The 16998-nt window shown below is 61.6% G+C and carries 12 protein-coding genes (1 of these 12 only partly in view); 6 read left to right on the top strand and 6 right to left on the bottom strand.

Translation table 11 applies throughout. From position 1 onward, the window contains the following. Positions 1–1604, top strand: partial view of a glycoside hydrolase family 31 protein gene (locus tag A0U93_RS11500; protein ID WP_169852752.1) — the 3' portion only. It extends 859 nt beyond the left edge of the window; only the last 1604 of its 2463 coding nucleotides appear in the window; its start codon lies off the left edge, out of view; the stop codon is at positions 1602–1604. On the opposite strand, the gene A0U93_RS11495 is transcribed toward A0U93_RS11500, so the two are convergent. Both A0U93_RS11495 and glgX read right to left on the bottom strand, forming a co-directional pair. After that, positions 1586–2005: a DUF4186 domain-containing protein gene (locus A0U93_RS11495; RefSeq protein ID WP_077807465.1), complete on the bottom strand. Its 420-nt coding sequence runs from the start codon at positions 2003–2005 to the stop codon at positions 1586–1588. The genes A0U93_RS11500 and A0U93_RS11495 overlap by 19 nt on opposite strands. Then, positions 2005–4140 (bottom strand): glycogen debranching protein GlgX, encoded by a 2136-nt coding sequence (glgX, locus tag A0U93_RS11490; protein ID WP_077807464.1) that lies wholly within the window; start codon positions 4138–4140, stop codon positions 2005–2007. The genes A0U93_RS11495 and glgX overlap by 1 nt, the downstream gene beginning before the upstream one ends. A 200-nt stretch (positions 4141–4340) precedes the next feature. Between glgX and glgA the strand changes: the two genes are divergently transcribed. The 4 genes from glgA (at position 4341) to treY (ending at position 12761) form a co-directional block, all read left to right on the top strand. Further along, complete coding sequence (glgA, locus tag A0U93_RS11485; protein ID WP_077807463.1) at positions 4341–5987, top strand: glycogen synthase GlgA; 1647 nt, start codon at positions 4341–4343, stop codon at positions 5985–5987. A gap of 109 nt (positions 5988–6096) precedes the next feature. Beyond that, positions 6097–8337, top strand: a complete 2241-nt coding sequence (glgB, locus tag A0U93_RS11480) for a 1,4-alpha-glucan branching protein GlgB (RefSeq protein WP_077807462.1) — start codon at positions 6097–6099, stop codon at positions 8335–8337. Positions 8338–8349: 12 nt separating this feature from the next. Next, complete coding sequence (treZ, locus tag A0U93_RS11475; protein WP_077807461.1) at positions 8350–10116, top strand: malto-oligosyltrehalose trehalohydrolase; 1767 nt, start codon at positions 8350–8352, stop codon at positions 10114–10116. Further along, the gene (treY, locus tag A0U93_RS11470; protein WP_077807460.1) at positions 10113–12761 is read left to right on the top strand and encodes a malto-oligosyltrehalose synthase; all 2649 of its coding nucleotides are present in this window, start codon (positions 10113–10115) and stop codon (positions 12759–12761) included. The genes treZ and treY overlap by 4 nt, the downstream gene beginning before the upstream one ends. 17 nt (positions 12762–12778) lie before the next feature. On the opposite strand, the gene A0U93_RS11465 is transcribed toward treY, so the two are convergent. Both A0U93_RS11465 and A0U93_RS11460 read right to left on the bottom strand, forming a co-directional pair. Next, on the bottom strand, positions 12779–13249 hold the full coding sequence (locus A0U93_RS11465) for a hypothetical protein (protein ID WP_077807459.1): 471 nt from the start codon (positions 13247–13249) through the stop codon (positions 12779–12781). Continuing rightward, positions 13231–13827 carry a hypothetical protein gene (locus tag A0U93_RS11460; protein WP_245824850.1) on the bottom strand — a complete coding sequence of 199 codons (597 nt, stop codon included), beginning with the start codon at positions 13825–13827 and terminating at the stop codon, positions 13231–13233. Before A0U93_RS11460 ends, A0U93_RS11465 begins: the two co-directional genes overlap by 19 nt. Positions 13828–14248: 421 nt before the next feature. Between A0U93_RS11460 and A0U93_RS11455 the strand changes: the two genes are divergently transcribed. Then, positions 14249–14860, top strand: a complete 612-nt coding sequence (locus A0U93_RS11455) for a gluconokinase (RefSeq protein WP_147150813.1) — start codon at positions 14249–14251, stop codon at positions 14858–14860. Between the two features lie 51 nt (positions 14861–14911). On the opposite strand, the gene A0U93_RS11450 is transcribed toward A0U93_RS11455, so the two are convergent. Together A0U93_RS11450 and rnd are read right to left on the bottom strand one after the other, a co-directional pair. Beyond that, positions 14912–15625, bottom strand: a complete 714-nt coding sequence (locus A0U93_RS11450; protein ID WP_077807458.1) for a GcrA family cell cycle regulator — start codon at positions 15623–15625, stop codon at positions 14912–14914. Positions 15626–15795: 170 nt separating this feature from the next. Beyond that, on the bottom strand, positions 15796–16983 hold the full coding sequence (gene rnd, locus A0U93_RS11445) for a ribonuclease D (protein ID WP_077807457.1): 1188 nt from the start codon (positions 16981–16983) through the stop codon (positions 15796–15798). Positions 16984–16998 lie beyond the last annotated feature (15 nt).

Below are 16998 nucleotides of genomic sequence, written 5' to 3'. Positions count from 1 at the left end.
CGATCGACGACAACGCCTTTCCAACGTTCAGGAAAATGATCGACGACCTGCACGTCATGGCCTTCAAGGTCGTGCTCATCGCGGATCTCCACATCGCGCGCGTTACGGACGAACCTTATGCGCCATACCGCCTCGGGCTGGAGCAGAACGCCTTCGTTCACACCGCCGACGGCACGCTCTATGTCGATGAAGCCTGGGGCGGACCCTCCGTCTTTCCGGATTTCGCCGACGCCCGGGCCCGCGCCTACTGGGCCCATCTTTTTCAGGAGCCCTACGGCACGCTTGGGGTGGACGGTATCTGGAACGACATGAACGAGCCCGCGATCTTCAACGATCTGGGCACATTCATTCCCGAAGTCCGGCACCGGATCGATGCCCCCGGCTTCACCCCACGCAACGCCAGCCACGCGGAAATCCACAACGTCTATGGCATGCTCAACGCCCGCGCGACGCGCGAAGGATTGCTGAATATCGCACCGGACAGGCGACCTTTTGTCATGATGAGAGCCAGCTATGCCGGAGGCCATCGCTACGGCGTGACATGGACAGGCGACAACGTGGCGACATGGCAGCATCTGCGCCTCAGCACACCGATGCTTCTCAGTCTCGGCTTAAGCGGCTTCTCCTTTGCCGGTGCCAATCTCGGCGGTTTCGTCGGCTCATCCAACCCCGACCTGCTGACACGCTGGCTACAGGTCGGCATGTTCAATCCCATTGCCGACAATCATGCGGATCTCGGCACACGCCCGCAGGAACCATGGGTGGATGGGCCGGATCATCTGCGCATTCGCCGTGAAGCCATTGCGGAACGCTACAGGCTGCTGCCGTATCTCTACACATTGGCCGAGGAAACGAGCCGCACCGGCATGCCGATGATGCGCCCCATGTTTCTCGAATTTCCATCAGCTTCGGGCGGCGAGGTACTGGACCGACAGACGCCGTCGCAATTCATGCTTGGCGCCGCCCTGCTGATTGCGCCGCCACCCTATGGCGAAATTCCCGGCGAATACGAGGTGACGCTACCGCCAGGCGGTTGGTACGATTTCCGCACAGGCTACCGCGTGGAGACGGACCGCCGCGCCAAGATAACGGGCAACAGCGGCACCGTGACCGAACTGGCCAATAGTCCTGCTCACCAAAGCCATCTGGTGACGATCACACCTGTCGCGGATCGTATCCCGGTCTATGCCCGCGCCGGTGCTATCATTCCGCATCACGACACGATCTCCTTCACGTCCGAAACACCATCAGGCCCTCTGCGCCTGGCCATCTACGCAGCCGATCAATGCGATGGCGACGTTTACGACGATGATGGCGAGAGTTTCGGTTATCGTAATGGCGATTTCCTGCGCCAACATTTCACGGCGCGCTTCGAGGCGAACGGCCGTTTCATCGTCACGCTGGGACAACGGGCGGGGAATCGCCGTCCTTGGTGGACGTCAATCGAGATCACCATCCATGGCCTGGGATCGTTCGAACGCCTTGCGGAAGATCGGCCCTGCCAGTTTGATCCGCATCGCCGCACACTCACCTTCAATGTCGCAGCCGACATCGAGGAGACGACTATCATCGGGTATGGCCTGCGTCAGAAAAGTTCGCCCTGAGGCGGCGAACCCTGCCTAACGCAAGATGCGGGCTGGTCGATCTCCCGCATCAGCCACGCACGGATCACATCCAGTATCGCCCGTTGCTGGGCGGCATCCAGCAGGACGTCCTTGGGAAGACCATGCCACTTCCTGAGGCATGATCGGCAACAGGAGGCCGTGGCGTGCTGCGCAATGAACACAGGGTGGCCACGCATCGGCGTCTGCTTGCCGTCATTGAGGGGATGCATGGGGGCGAGCCGCGTGCGGATGAACGCTGCGGCATGATCCATGATCGTGTCCATACCGCGCTGCGCCAGATAACCCTGTGCCGCGTGGTTCAGATGAAACCGCGCCCGAAAGCGCGATTTCTGGAGCCGGGCCAGCAAATCCTGTATGGCTGGCTTTTCTTCATCATCCATCAGGAAGATGTTGCGCTGCCATCCAGTGCAAACAAGAGCAGGGAGCGACCGGTCACGGCATAAACATGCTTTGCCGGGAAGACGTTCTCCTCAATGGCATCTCCCGCTTCAGGCTGGTTCGTGTCGATCAGAAGTTTCCAGCCTTCGCCTTCCGCCTCCGGCAGGGTGAATTCGACGATATCGTGCCAGCTGTTGAAGACGATGAGCAGTGTCGCATCCGCGCCGCGCCGTATGATGCCGCTCGGCTGCGCCCGACCGTCCAGCATCAGGCCGAAGCACTGGGCCGTATCCCATTCGTCTTCCGCAATTTCGCCACCGCCGGCGCTGACCCATGTCAGCTCCTTGATGTCGAGCTCCTCGTTATAGGCTTCCGTCAGGAAGCGATGACGATGAAGGATGGGAAAGCGGCGGCGTAGCGTCGTAAGGCGTGTCGTGAAGCGAGTCAGACTTTCGCCGGATTCCCTGATATCCCAGTTTATCCAGGAAATCGCACTGTCCTGACAATAGGCATTGTTATTGCCGTCTTGCGTCCGTGCAAACTCATCACCGGCCAGGATCATCGGCGTACCCTGCGACAGCAGAAGCGTCGCCAGCATATTGCGAAGCTGCCGCTCCCGCGTCTCGTTGATCTCCGGGTTGTCGGTCAACCCTTCAGTACCGTAGTTGCAGGAGCGGTTGTCGGACGAACCGTCCTTTCCACCCTCGCCGTTCGCCTCATTGTGCTTCTCATTATATCGCGTGCAGTCCGCCAGCGTGAAGCCGTCATGGGCAGTCACGAAGTTGACGCTGGCCCAGGTCTGCCGCCCGCTATGATTGAACAGGTCCGGACTGCCCAGCAGACGTGGCGCCAGTTCCCCGGCCCGCGCCTCGCCACGCCAGAAATCACGCACCGTGTCGCGGAACTTGTCGTTCCATTCCGCCCAGCTCGGTGGGAAATTGCCGACCTGATAACCACCCGGCCCGATATCCCAGGGCTCGGCGATCAGCTTGACGGTGGAAAGCGTCGGGTCCTGCCGGCAGACACGCAGGAAGCCGGATTCCGTATCGAAACCGCCCTGCCGCTCCCGCGCCAGAATGGTTCCCAGATCGAACCGGAAACCATCGACGCCAATGTCGTTCGCCCAGTAACGCAGACTGTCGGCCACGAACTGGATTACCCGGAGGTTCGACAGGTTGAAAGTGTTCCCCGTCCCGGTATCGTTGATGTAATAACGCATGTTGTCGGGGATCAGCCGATAGTATGACAGGTTGTCGATCCCCTTGAACGACAGGGTCGGCCCCAGTTCATTGCCTTCCGCCGTGTGATTATAAACAACGTCCATAATCACTTCGAGGCCGGCGTTATGAAAAGCCGCCACCATGCGCCGATACTCTGCCGCCGGATCTTCGGGGTCCGAAGCGTATCGTGATTCGGGGGCGAAGAAACCGATCGTGTTATAACCCCAATAGTTCGTCAGGCCTTTTTCCTGCAGGTAGTGGTCATTGACGAAACTCTGGGTCGGCAGAAGTTCGACAGCCGTGATCCCGAGAGACTTCATGCGGTCGATGATCGGTTTCGTTGCCAGTCCGGCATAGGTGCCACGCAAGGTTTCCGGCACATCCGGATGCAGTTGCGTATAGCCTTTGACATGCGTCTCATAGATGATGCTGTCCGACCAGCGCGTGCGGGGGCGGTGCACCGGATCCTGGACCGGACGTGTGATGACCGATTTCGGCACGAACGGCGCGCTGTCCTGCTCATCGAAGCTGAGGTCGAGGTCCTTGTGTCCAAGCTGGTAGCCGAACAATGCCGGGTCCCAGACCAGTTCTCCCTGATGGGCGCGCGCATACGGATCGAGCAGCAACTTGTTCGGATTGAACCGGTGTCCCGCATCCGGTTCATAAGGGCCATGCACGCGATAGCCGTAGAGTTGCCCGGGATAGATGTCCGGAATCCATCCGTGAAAGACCTGATCGGTATATTCCGGAAGCTTGATCCGTTCGATTTCCGTCTTGCCGTCCTTGTCGAAGAGGCAGACCTCAACAGCCGTCGCGTTGGCTGAGAATATGGCGAAGTTGACGCCGATCCCGTCCCAGACGGCACCCCTCTCATGCGCCGTTCCTTCTTTGAGACGTTTCTTCAACGGTATGCTCATGTCGCTGGGCCTATCAGACTGGAATCTTCCGCGCCGATCATGGCGCTTCCATGTCAACAACGTATCGATCCCCGTTCCTGTTACCGACAAATTATAAAATAACAGTGAGAATCATCCATACAGTCCCGAGACGCGTTCATATTCGCAAACGAGCCCTGTTGCCCAGCGCGGCAATAGAGAAACGCGCGAGGCGAAGTCTCATGACCGATGTAATGCCCATTGCCGCCCCCCCGGAACTGCAACTCCTTTCGGTCGCATCGGAGATGTATCCGTTCGTCAAGACCGGTGGGCTGGGCGACGTCGTCGGATCGCTTCCCACGGCGTTGCGCGGCTATGGCATACAGACCAGAACATTACTCCCAGGTTACAGAAGCGTCATGGCGGCGCTCGAAAACAGACGCCTCGTCCTGCACATGCCCGACGTGCTCGGTCGCGCGGTCGACCTATGGGAGGGACACGCACGCGGGCACACCCTGCTCGCCATCGATGTCCCGGAACTCTACGACCGCCCCGGCAACCCCTATCTCGCGCCCGACGGACGCGACTGGCCTGATAACGGCATCCGGTATGCCGTTCTGGCGCGGGTCGGTGCCTCGCTCGCGCAGGGGTGCTGGGAAGAGTGGCGACCGGACGTCGTGCAGACGCACGACTGGCAGACCGGCCTGCTACCGGCCTATCTCCGCTACGACGGCATCGCCGCGCCACCGGTCGCACACGTCATTCACAACCTTGCCTTTCAGGGGCTGTTCCCGCGGGACCTGCTGCACGCCTTCGGCCTGCCGGACCATGCGATGCAGATGGATGGCGTCGAATATCACGGCCAGATCGGGTTCATGAAATCGGCCCTTCAGATGGCCGCGCGTCTGACCGCCGTCTCGCCTACCTATGCCGAGGAAATCCAGACACCCGCGGAGGGCATGGGCCTCGACGGGCTGCTCCGCTCGCGTTCCGACGTGCTGAGCGGCATCCTCAACGGCATCGACCTCAAGGAATGGAATCCGGCCGCCGATCCCTCGGTCATCTTTCCCTATGCGGTTGGCGACGTGGTCGGGCGACGGGCCAACAAACGCGTTTTCCAGGCGGAGTTCGGCCTGCCCCAGAACCCCGATGCGCTGCTGCTCGGCATGGTCAGCCGCCTGACGACGCAAAAGGGTGCCGATCTGCTCGCCGAAATCGCACCCCGTCTTTTCGAACACCCCATTCAGATGGCCATCGTCGGCGTCGGCGACGCCGCCATCATGCGTGCCTTCGCGACGCTGCAAAGCCGTTATCCCCGCAATCTCGTCTGCCATCTTCGCTACAGCGAGACGCTGGGTCATCGGCTGCACTCCGCCGTGGACGCATCGCTGGTGCCGTCACGGTTCGAGCCCTGCGGTCTGACGCAGTTCCACGCGCTCCGCTACGGCTCCATTCCGATCGCCGCGCGGGTCGGCGGCCTGTCGGACACGATCGTCGATGCCAACTCCGCCGCCATCGCGGAAGGGGTGGCCAACGGCATCCTGTTCTCGCCCACCAATGCCGATACGCTGTTCGGCGCGATACGGCGTGCGCAAGGCCTGTTCAGGCAGAAGGCGATCTGGGCCCGGCTGCAACGCAATGGCGCGCTGCATGACGTTTCCTGGGAAGGCAAGGCCGCGTATTACGCTCGGCTGTTCCTCGAGATGGCCGGGCGCGATCCGCGCAGCGCCGATGCGGATGATGACATCGCACCCCGTCGCGGCGACGTGTCGCTCCGTCCCAAGCGCGGCATGCGGATCGTGACGGCGGCGCGGATGCCGCAAGGCACGACACGCGCGCGTGCCAGCATGCATATCGGGCCGCCGCCGCGAACCGGCACGCACGCATAACCTGCCGGTTTGCGTTCGGGCGACGTCCCGGACGCAAACCGGCAGATTCCATGCCCAGTCCAACTTCTGCCTGGCCTTCTGATCGTCGCCCCTAACGGAAACAACCGCAATGAATGATGCGTCGCCGCCTGTCGAAATCTCCAACCGCAAAGCCGACGTCCCTCATCTGCGCGCGGCGATCGAGGATCTGGTTGCCGGTCGCTGTCACGATCCCTTTGCCCTTCTCGGCCGACATCGTGACGGACGACAGGATGTCGTGCGCGTCTTCTACCCGGATGCACAGGAAGTGCGCCTTGTCGTGATCCGCCCGAAATCCGCGCCGATCGAAAAGCCGATGCAGCGGATCGACACCCGCGGCGTCTACGCCGCCGCACTGCCGCTACGCGCCACCTACCGTCTTCGCATTCTTTGGGCGGATGGCTGGCAGGACATGTACGATCCCTACAGTTTCGGCACGCTTCTGGGCGATCTCGACCTGCATCTTTTCGCAGAGGGACGGCATCACGCGCTCGACCAGATGATGGGTGCGCATGCAATGACCATCGACGGCGTGCATGGCGTACGCTTCGCGGTCTGGGCACCCAATGCACGACGCGTTTCCGTCATCGGTGATTTCAACATCTGGGACGGTCGTCGCCACCCGATGCGCCTGCGTCACAATGGCGGTGTATGGGAACTGTTCGTCCCGGAAATCGGTGCCGGCGAGCGCTACAAATACGAGATCATGGCCGCGGACGGCAGCCTGCTGCCCGGGAAGGCCGATCCCTTCGCCTTTACCGCCGAGCAGCCACCCGCGACGGCATCCGTGGTCGCGGACCCTCATGAATTCTCGTGGGACGACGACACATGGATGGCCGAACGTCAGGAGAAACAGAACCTCTCATCGCCACTGTCGATCTATGAGATTCATGCCCCATCCTGGCGCCGGCCCGGCCATGGGCATGCCTATACCAGCTGGAACGAACTGGCGGACAATCTGATCCCCTATATTCAGGGTCTGGGGTTCAGCCATATCGAACTGCTGCCGATCACCGAACACCCTTTCTCGGGCTCATGGGGCTACCAGCCGTTGAGCCTGTTCGCACCGACCTCCCGCCACGGCTCGCCCGCCGACTTCGCCCACTTCGTCGATCGCTGCCATCAGGGCGGCATTGGCGTCATCATGGACTGGGTTCCGGCGCATTTCCCGGCGGACATTCATGGTCTCGCCCTGTTCGACGGCACGCATCTCTATGAACATGCCGATCCCCATGAGGGATATCATCAGGACTGGCATACGCTGATCTATAATTTCGGCCGTAACGAGGTGCGCGGTTTCCTGATCGCCAGCGCCCTGTTCTGGTTGCGCAAATTTCATATCGACGGCCTGCGCGTCGATGCCGTCGCCTCCATGCTCTACCGGGACTACAGCCGCAAGGAAGGGGAATGGCGGCCCAATATCTACGGCGGTCGCGAAAATCTCGAAGCCGTGGCGTTCCTGCGGGAACTCTCGACCGTCATGCGCGAACTGCACCCCGATGCCATGCTGATCGCGGAAGAATCCACCGCCTGGCCGGGCGTCACCGCCTCGGCCGAGACCGGTGGCCTCGGTTTCCGCTTCAAGTGGAACATGGGATGGATGCATGACACGCTGCGCTTCATGCAGACCGATCCGCTCTGGCGCGGCTACCATCTGCACGACATCACCTTCGGCATGATCTATGCCTATTCGGAACGTTTCATACTGCCGCTTTCGCATGACGAGGTCGTTCACGGCAAGGGATCGCTTCTCGACCGCATGCCGGGCGATGACTGGCGCAAACATGCCAATCTTCGTGCCTATTTCGGCCTCATGTGGGCATTCCCCGGCAAGAAACTCCTGTTCATGGGCGGTGAACTCGCCCAGCGTGGCGAATGGCGCCACGAGGGCGAACTGGAATGGCATCGCCTGGGCGACACGCTGGGTCACGGGATGCATGATACGGTTGCCGATCTCAACCGCCTCTACCACGCCTACCCCGCATTATATGCCGAAGATCACAGCCATCACGGCTTCCAATGGCTGATCGCCGACGACACGCAGAACAGCGTCTTCGCATGGTTACGCCACGCCCATGAGGCCGCGCCGATTCTCATCATCTGCAACTTCACGCCTTTGCCGCGAGAGAATTACCGCATCGGCGTGCCGCATGGCGGATACTGGCACGAAATCATCAATACGGATGGCGAGAAATATGGTGGCTCGAATGTCGGCAATGGCGGCGGCGTGATGGCGGATGAAGGCTTCTCGACACATGGCATGCCGTGCTCGGTGGCCCTGACACTGCCACCGCTGGCCGTGCTCTATCTCTCTCCCGTCGCCGCATCCTGAAAGCCTCGCGCCATGACGCGTCACGCCAATTCGTTTCGGCCTCATTACGGTGCCACGCCCAATCCCGATGGCACGACCACGTTCCGGCTTTGGGCGCCATCCTCGCACGCCGTCTCGCTCGAAATCGAAAGCCTCGCCCCCCAGCCGATGGCACGGGAGGACGACGGCACCTTCACGATCCGCGCCAGGGCCGCGCCGGGTTCGCGCTATACCTATCGCGTCCGCCCCGATCTCGCGGTTCCCGACCCGGCAAGCCGCTTCCAGCCCGATGGCGTGCATAACGCCAGTGCCGTCACCGATCCCGATGCCTATTCATGGCGTCATGAGGACTGGCAGGGTCGCCCCTGGAATGAAACGGTCATCTATGAACTGCATGCAGGACTGCTCGGCGGTTTCGACGGTGTGCAGGACATCCTGCCGGAACTGGCCGCCATCGGCGTGACCGCGATCGAGATCATGCCCGTCAACAGTTTCGGGGGCACGCGAAACTGGGGCTATGACGGCGTTCTGCCGTATGCGCCCACTGCCGCCTATGGGCCGCCCGACCGCCTGAAGGCCCTCGTCGATGCCGCGCACGGTCATGGGCTGATGGTTATCCTCGACGTTGTCTATAACCACTTCGGCGCGGACGGGAATTACATCGGCGAATATGCCGAAGACTTTTTCGACCACAGCCAGAACTCGATCTGGGGTGCCGGTATTGCTTTCGCCCGGCCACAGGTCGCCCGCTTTTTTTATGAAAACGTTCTGTACTGGCTGACCGAATTCCGGTTCGACGGCGTCCGGATCGATGCGGCATCCGCCATTACCGATCATGCCTGGTTCGGCAAACTGCTCGCACAGGTCAGGCAAACCATGCCGCCGGAGCAGCACGTTCATCTCATTCTCGAAAACGAGAACAACGATGCCGGGCTCCTGCGCGACGGTTTCACCGCACAATGGAACGACGACGGACATAACGTCCTTCACGTCCTGCTGACCGGTGAAAAAGACGGCTATTACGAGATGTTCGCCGATCGTCCGACGGAATATCTCGCCCGCGTGCTGGAAGAAGGGTTCGAATATCAGGGCCAGACCAATCCCTATAGCGGCAAGCCACGCGGCATGGCTTCCAGCGATCTTCCCCCGGAGAAATTCATTCTCTTCCTCCAGAATCACGATCAGACAGGCAATCGCGCATTCGGCGAGCGCCTGATTTCGCTATGCGACGAACAGGCCCTGCGCGCGACCTATGCGCTGCTGTTGCTCTCCCCCCAGATTCCCATGCTCTTCATGGGCGAGGAATGGGGCTGCACCACGCCGTTTCTGTTCTTCACCGATTTTCATGATGAACTGGCAGACGCCGTCCGCGAAGGGCGCCGCAAGGAATTCGCGAAATTTCCATCCTTCAACACGCCATCGGCGCGCGCGCGCATCCCTGACCCCAACCAGCGCTCGACCTTCGACATGTCACGTCCCGATCGACGCGAACGCGAGACGACGCAAGGCAAGGCCTGGCTGGCGCTGACCCGCGAACTGCTGTCCCTGCGGGAGCAGCATATCGTACCCCGCCTGGACCCGCGCGTGCACAGCGACGGCGCCGAACCGATCGGCGACAAGGCCGTCGCGGCACGATGGACATTGAAAGATGGCACCAACCTGACGATCGCCCTGAATCTGGGCGATGCGGATATCCCGATCGAAGAACCGACCGAACTCCTGCATGCCACCGTCTCGTCACGGCCCAGAGGCATTATTCCTCCCCGCTGCGCCGTCATCGGCCTGGAACCCGCATCATGACCGATCTCCGCGCTACGGTACGCCTGCAATTCCATCGCGACTTCACGCTGGACGATGCCGTCCCCCTGATTCCCTATTTCGCGGCACTCGGCATCAGTCATGTCTATGCCTCGCCCCTCCTGGCCTCCAATCCCGGTTCCCTGCATGGCTACGATACGATCGACTGCCAACGCATCGACCCCGAACGCGGTGGCGAGGCGGGGCTGGAGCATCTCGTGGCCGCATTGCGCAAGCACGACATGGGGCTCATTCTTGATATTGTCCCCAACCACATGGGCATCGGCCCGCATAACCGGTGGTGGGAAGATGTGCTCGCCCATGGCGCGGCAAGCCGCTACGCCAGCTTTTTCGACATCGACTGGCAATCGACCGATCCATCTCTCCACGGCAAGATCCTGCTGCCGTTCCTCGGCGCGCCGCTGGACGACGTCCTGAACGACGGCGCCATCTCGCTGCATTACCTGCCCCGTTCCGGCGGCTTCATGCTGCATTACGGTGAGCATCGGTTTCCGATCTCACCTGACGACACACGCCGCATCTTTGACACGGCCGGTATCGACGTGCCGCCCTACGCCCTGCACGAATGGCTGGAGAGCGGCGCGGGCGCGGCGGCCCTGGCCAGGGTCGGCGCCGTTTTCGCGCCCCGGACAGCGATCGGTCGCGGGCATCTCGCCGACCTGCTGGAGCGGCAACACTATCGTCTGGCGTTCTGGCGCGTTGCCGGTGATCGGATCAACTGGCGCCGCTTCTTCGACGTCACCACACTTGCAGCCCTGCGGGTGGAGGACGAAACGGTCTTCGAGGCCAGCCATGCCCTGATCTTCGATCTATATCGCGACGGCCTGATCGACGGCGTGCGCGCCGATCATGTGGACGGTCTCGCCCGGCCCGCCGAATATTGCCGCCGCCTGCACGAACGCCTGACGGCCCTGCACGCGGAACAGGCGGATTCCAGCCGGCCCGCCCCTTACATATTCGTCGAGAAAATCCTCGCGGAAAACGAGAGGCTGCCGGATTGCTGGCCCGTCACCGGCACGACAGGATACGAGTTCCTGGAGCAGGCCGCCCTCGTCCTGCACGATCCGGCGGGCGAATTGCCCCTGACGGCATTCTGGGAGCGGTTCGGACCGTCAACCTATGACACCGTTCAGAGACGCGCCCGGCTGGAAAAACTGCAATCGTCGTTTTACGGCGATTTCCACACACTCGCCGCGCGCATCTTCAACATCGCCGACCGACATGTACCGGGAAAAGACTTCACACTTCATGCCATCAGCGAGGCGCTGGAAACCATCTGCCTCGCTTTTCCGGTTTATCGCAGCTATTTTGCCGACAAGGCCGAAACCAACGATCTGACGCCGAGCGAGAATGCGCTCTCATTCGCCATCGCCGATGCACGCCGCCACCTTCCGGTCTATCGACGCGACCTGCTTGGCTGGTTGCAGTCACTCCTGCATGCGGAGCGTGACCAGCATGTAAAAGATGAAGCCTGGCGGGATGTTATCGAGCGTTTCGAACATCTGACGGCACCCCTGACGGCGAAAGCCGGCGAAGACACCGCGTTCTACCGCTATAACCGTCTTCTTTCACGCAATGACGTCGGCACGGATCCGGCATATTTCGCCGCCTCGACGGAACGTTTCCATGAGAAAAACATCGCCCGGCTCCAGACGCATCCCCTGTCGCTTCTGAGCACCGCCACACATGACCACAAGCGCGGGGAGGATGTCCGCGCACGTCTCATGGTCCTCAGCGAGCCGGAAACGGACTGGCTGACCACGGCCGAACATTGGTTCGCGCATAATGCGGGTTACCGTCAGCGTGTGGCCGAAGGTCTGGCACCCACGCGTGCCGACGAGGTTTTCATCTACCAGACGCTGATCGGCGCATGGCCGCACGATCCGGCCGATCTGGAAACACTCCCCGAGCGTCTGTCGGCCTATTTTGAGAAAGCGTTTCGCGAAGCCGCGCAACACACCAGCTGGAGCCAGCCCAACGAGCCTTACGAAGCCGCCTGCCAGTCTTTCGTCACATCGCTTCTGGAAGGCGATTTCCGTCCGATACTGGAGGCATTCGTCGAACGCATCGGGCCTGCCGCGACACTCAACAGTCTCAGCCAGACCCTGCTGCGCCTGACCAGCCCTGGCGTTCCCGACCTCTATCAGGGCGCGGAACTATGGGACGAAAGCCTTGTCGATCCCGACAACCGGCGCCCCGTCGACTTCCCGCGCCGGCAGGCGCTTCTCGGCGCGTCGAAGGACTTCACCGCATTATGCGCCGAATGGCGTAGTGGCGCCGTGAAGCAGCGTCTGATTCGCGAGGTCCTGAATTATCGACGCGACCATGACGTCTTGTTCCGGGAGGGACGCTATACACCCGTCAGCGCGACCGGCGGGCTGGCGGATCACCTGATCGCTTTCCGACGCGATCTCGGACAGACCTCGGTTCTCGTGCTGGCAGTACGACGCCCTCATGTCCTCAACCCGGATGCGTCGTTGCGCGTCCAGCATCACGACTGGCGTTTGACCAGACTCACCATACCCGGCAGATGGCGGAGCCTGCTCGATAACCAGCTTGCCGTTTTCTCGCAGGACCTGACCTATTTTGCGGATCGCATTCCGATCGACATTCTGGTTCCGGCCTGAATGGTGGGCAGCGGCGGCTATCGCCCGCCGTCAGGAACGCTGTCTTTCACGACACCCAATATAGCGGCGATGACGCCCGGCACCATCATGAGCATCAGCGGAAAACCGCCGCCGATCGCAACAGCAACATTCAGAAGGCCGGACAAACCGAACCACGCACGCCGCGCACCCCCCCGCGCGATCCCCGCCGCCACAAGCGAAACACAACCGCCAAGAATCGGTCCGACCAGCCAAAGCGGCGCAGCACCCGAGGCCTCGAAGCCGCCAGCCACCTGCGTCATCGCAAGAAGCCGGTCACGCCAGCCAGCCATGCCGAACAGAATGGCGAACGGCAGACCGATTGCCACCAGCACATCGCGCAGCAATTCGGTCAGGCCGCGCAGCAGCCCCTGTGTCAGCAGCAAAACGATCGCCAGAACATCCGCCACGATGGCGGCAATGCGCCACAGGCGAAGGCCGGATAAGCCGTTCAGGCCTTGATCCACCATTTCACGGGTTCGGGTTCACCGTCATCCCGTGCCGCCACCTCGACCGGCGCGGGCCTGATTCGGGGACGCCCCGGAGAACGGCGTTCCACCGGTTCTTCATCCTGGTTGGCCGGCTTGGCGCGGGCGGCGATCTGTGCCGTCAGGACCGCGATCTTCGCATCGCGATCCCGCACGAAATCCTGCAATTCCTTGACATGCAGATCGGCATGCGCGACGCGCGTTTCCAGCGAACGCAACTGAACCTGGACATCATGAAGCTGGCGCTGACCGTCCTCGCACCGCCGCTGCTCCAGCTTGACCAGATTTTTCAGACGTTCGATTTCTTCCTGGTCCTCCGTGGACGGACCATTGCCGCGCACGGTGTGACGCGACGCATGGTGTTCGACCACAACCTGCCCGTCCTGCACGAAACGGCGGCGGCGATTTTCCAGTGTCGGGCGCGGATTCGGAGAATTCGTCGCCCGTTTGCGCGTCGAACCCAGCCGCGCCAGCGCCTGACGCAGGGCGTCCTCGCTTAAATCCTGATCGGATACTTCCGAAGTCGAGCGCCGCATTTCGGCGTCGGGATTATCGTTCACTCCTGTGACCTCATAATCGATATTAAAATTGAAAGCGTCGGCCCGGTTCGCCGACATCCGGCAACATGTGCCACATCGGAATGACAAAACCGCCGGACGTCACCATGTCTGGGGACGCCAACCCAATATTGAAAGCCATCTATCCAAATGGAATGGCAGCCCCATAACTCAATATTGTCCGCTTGTCACCCGGCGATTGGCCTGTTTCTCTGATTTTAGGCGGTTTTCGGTCATCTTTCATCCTGCCCGACCATGCGCGCTTTAATCCGAAAACACACTCTGTGGCAGCATGACAAGGCCAACGTATTCTTTCACAAGATCATGTGCGCTCCTTTTTGTGAAGCCGCGCGCCTTGCTCGCGACATGGTTTCAGGCTGACATTCTCGCACCGTCTGCCAATCCCATGTCAGGAGCCTGTTCCATGTCACTCTCCGCTTCCGCTCGCGCCCACCATACGGATACGCCATCCGCCCCACATGTCACACCGCTCGTGGTGCCATCGACCCGGACGCTGGCGGGCAGGCGTCCATTGGTTCTGGTTGTCATGGGCGTGTCGGGCTGCGGCAAATCGACACTGGCGGACGCACTTGCCACCGCGCTGGGCTGGAACCGGCTTGAAGGCGACGAACTGCATCCGAAGAACAACATCGACAAGATGAGCGCGGGCATTCCGCTGACCGATGAGGACCGCTTCCCGTGGCTTCAGGAAATCGCGGCCCGCGCCCAGAAGTGGATCGCGCAGGGCGAGTGCGGCGTCATCACCTGTTCGGCCCTGAAGGAACGTTATCGCGAAATTCTTTGCGCAGGCACCACGCAGGTCTGCTTCATTTATCTGAAAGGTACGCGCGAACAGATCTTTCCGCGCCTAAGCCAACGCAAGGGGCATTTCATGCCGACCAAGATGCTCGACAGCCAGTTCAATACGCTTGAGGAACCAGGCCAGCACGAGAACATGATGGAGCTCGACGTCATGGCGTCCGTCCCCGATCTGACGAAAGCCGTGGTCAAGGAGATCAACGCCCTGCCGCAATAGAGGAGGGCCGCCACTTTCGGCAAACCACCCCCCCTGCGTCCGGCGCCTTGATTAGGCGACGTTATCGCGGCGGTCACGCAGTTTGACATAAGCCAGAGCGGCATGCTCCGCGCAGTAAGGCTTGCCGGGCACGGGCTTCGCACCGCAGAAACGAAAGCCCGGCGTTCCAGGATCGCCCAGCGGCCAGCAACATGACGGGCCCCGCCGGGACGACGATTCCCCGGTGATCGATCGCAGGACAGGACGCAGGCTTTGCGCAATCAGCCGCGCTTCCTGCTCCGCCTTGGATTCCGGCGGCTCGCCCTTCTGGGCGGCTGCGGTCCGCGGTTTGCTCTCGGCAGGCTGCCTTACCGTCGCGGATGGCTTGGGTGCCGACGGCACAACATCGGCGGCGTCGGACTTGTCGTCCATGACAGCAGCGGGTTTCACAACGGCTTCTTTCACTGGCTGCACCGGCTTATCCTGCACGGCAGCCGGCTGCGCGGCCGGCTCCGGCGCCTGTCGTTCGGCTGGCGCGGCTTGCGGCACGGATGATGCCGTTGCCTTCACCGCAGTCTTTGCAGGGGCGGCCTCACCTTCGGACGCGACAGCTTCACCCTTGCCGGGTTTACGGATCGGCGAGGGACGCGGCGGCAGACCCAGACGATGCGCCTTGCCGACCACGGCGTTCTTGGTAATCGACAGCTGTCGGCCGATTTCCGCCGTTGAAAGGCCTTGCTGCCATAGAGACTGGAGACGGGAGATTACCTCGTCAGTCCATTCCATTACCCGCACCCCTTATCTGACGCTTGCCCGTCAACTTATGCTGAATAGAAGAGCGCCTCAATGCACAGTTGAATGATTTCTGTGGGAAATTCAGCGCGCAATCATGTTGATATTGTGTGAATCGTTTGTGAAAATCGGGGAGAACTACGAAATGTCGCAATAGTCCCGGCCTAGACGTCCTTTTCAACGCGCACCAGCCGAACGTTACGATCGGCCACCGACATCGACAATTCACCGCGCAACAACGCCAGCGCGTCATCCCCGAACACCGCCTTGCGCCAGCCCTGCAGCACGTCGAGATCCGTCTCGCCCAGCGCGAGCTTGTCCAGATCCTCCCCCGTTGCCACCAGCTTGGGCGCGACCCGGTTCTGTTCGCATTTCGCGGCGAGCAGAACACGCAACATCGCCACCAACGCCGCAGACGGCTTTGCCCCATCCGGCTTGCGCGGCGGCCGCGGCAACTCGCCATCGGGCAAAGCCAACGCCACGCGGACGGCCGCCAGCAGACCTTCACCGGAAGCGCCATCGGCGAAACCGCGCGTCACGCCACGCACCCGCGCCAGGGCATCGGGCGTCGCCGGCTGCACGGCAGCGATTTCCAGCAGACTCTCATCGCGGACCAGGCGCTGGCGGGGAAGGTCGAGCCGCTGCGCCTCCATTTCCCGCCAGGCGGCAACTTCACGCAATACGGCCAGCATGCGGCGGTTGTTCGTGCGCGCCTTCAGGCGTTCCCACATCCTGCGCGGATCAGGCCGGAACGTGGTCGGATCGGTCAGGATCGCCTGCTCGGCATCCGCCCAGTGCAATCGGTCCTGCTTTTCCAGTTCCGCACGGAGCGACACATAAACGGTCCGCAAATGCGTGACATCGGCTGCGGCATACGCGATCTGCGCCGCCGACAGCGGACGCGCAGACCAGTCGCTGAAGCGATGCGTCTTGTCGATCGTGCCACCCGTGACCGCATTTACCAGCGCATCATAGCCGATCTGATCACCATAACCGGCAACCATGGCGGCAATCTGCGTATCGAAGATCGATTGCGGCAGACGATCGAACAGGTGAAGGAAAATCTCCAGATCCTGACGCGCGGCGTGAAACACCTTGATGCACGCCGCATCATCCAGCAGCGTCGCCAGCGGGGCCAGATCGATACCCGGCGCCAGCGTGTCGACCACAGCGACATCGCGCGTCCCGCCCAGTTGCACGAGGCACAATTCCGGCCAATATGTCTTCTCGCGCACGAACTCGGTATCAATCGTGACGAACGGCTCGCGCTTGAGCAAATCGCATAATTGCGCCAAATCGGCAGTTGACGACACGATACGGGGAGCCGGGAAGCCGGCGGCGGAGTCACGCATTCCCCCCTCCTACAC

Source organism: Neoasaia chiangmaiensis (assembly GCF_002005465.1).
In the GTDB taxonomy this organism is placed as follows: domain Bacteria; phylum Pseudomonadota; class Alphaproteobacteria; order Acetobacterales; family Acetobacteraceae; genus Neoasaia; species Neoasaia chiangmaiensis.
The sequence above is the reverse complement of the archived record's forward strand: the minus strand, read 5'-3'. Positions and strand labels throughout refer to the sequence as shown.

Coding starts and splice junctions, on each gene's coding strand:
- A0U93_RS11495 (WP_077807465.1), bottom strand. CDS start 2,005: ATGGATGATGAAGAAAAGCCAGCCATACAGGATTTGCTGGCCCGGCTC.
- glgX (WP_077807464.1), bottom strand. CDS start 4,140: ATGAGCATACCGTTGAAGAAACGTCTCAAAGAAGGAACGGCGCATGAG.
- glgA (WP_077807463.1), top strand. CDS start 4,341: ATGACCGATGTAATGCCCATTGCCGCCCCCCCGGAACTGCAACTCCTT.
- glgB (WP_077807462.1), top strand. CDS start 6,097: ATGAATGATGCGTCGCCGCCTGTCGAAATCTCCAACCGCAAAGCCGAC.
- treZ (WP_077807461.1), top strand. CDS start 8,350: ATGACGCGTCACGCCAATTCGTTTCGGCCTCATTACGGTGCCACGCCC.
- treY (WP_077807460.1), top strand. CDS start 10,113: ATGACCGATCTCCGCGCTACGGTACGCCTGCAATTCCATCGCGACTTC.
- A0U93_RS11465 (WP_077807459.1), bottom strand. CDS start 13,249: ATGGTGGATCAAGGCCTGAACGGCTTATCCGGCCTTCGCCTGTGGCGC.
- A0U93_RS11455 (WP_147150813.1), top strand. CDS start 14,249: ATGTCACTCTCCGCTTCCGCTCGCGCCCACCATACGGATACGCCATCC.
- A0U93_RS11450 (WP_077807458.1), bottom strand. CDS start 15,625: ATGGAATGGACTGACGAGGTAATCTCCCGTCTCCAGTCTCTATGGCAG.
- rnd (WP_077807457.1), bottom strand. CDS start 16,983: ATGCGTGACTCCGCCGCCGGCTTCCCGGCTCCCCGTATCGTGTCGTCA.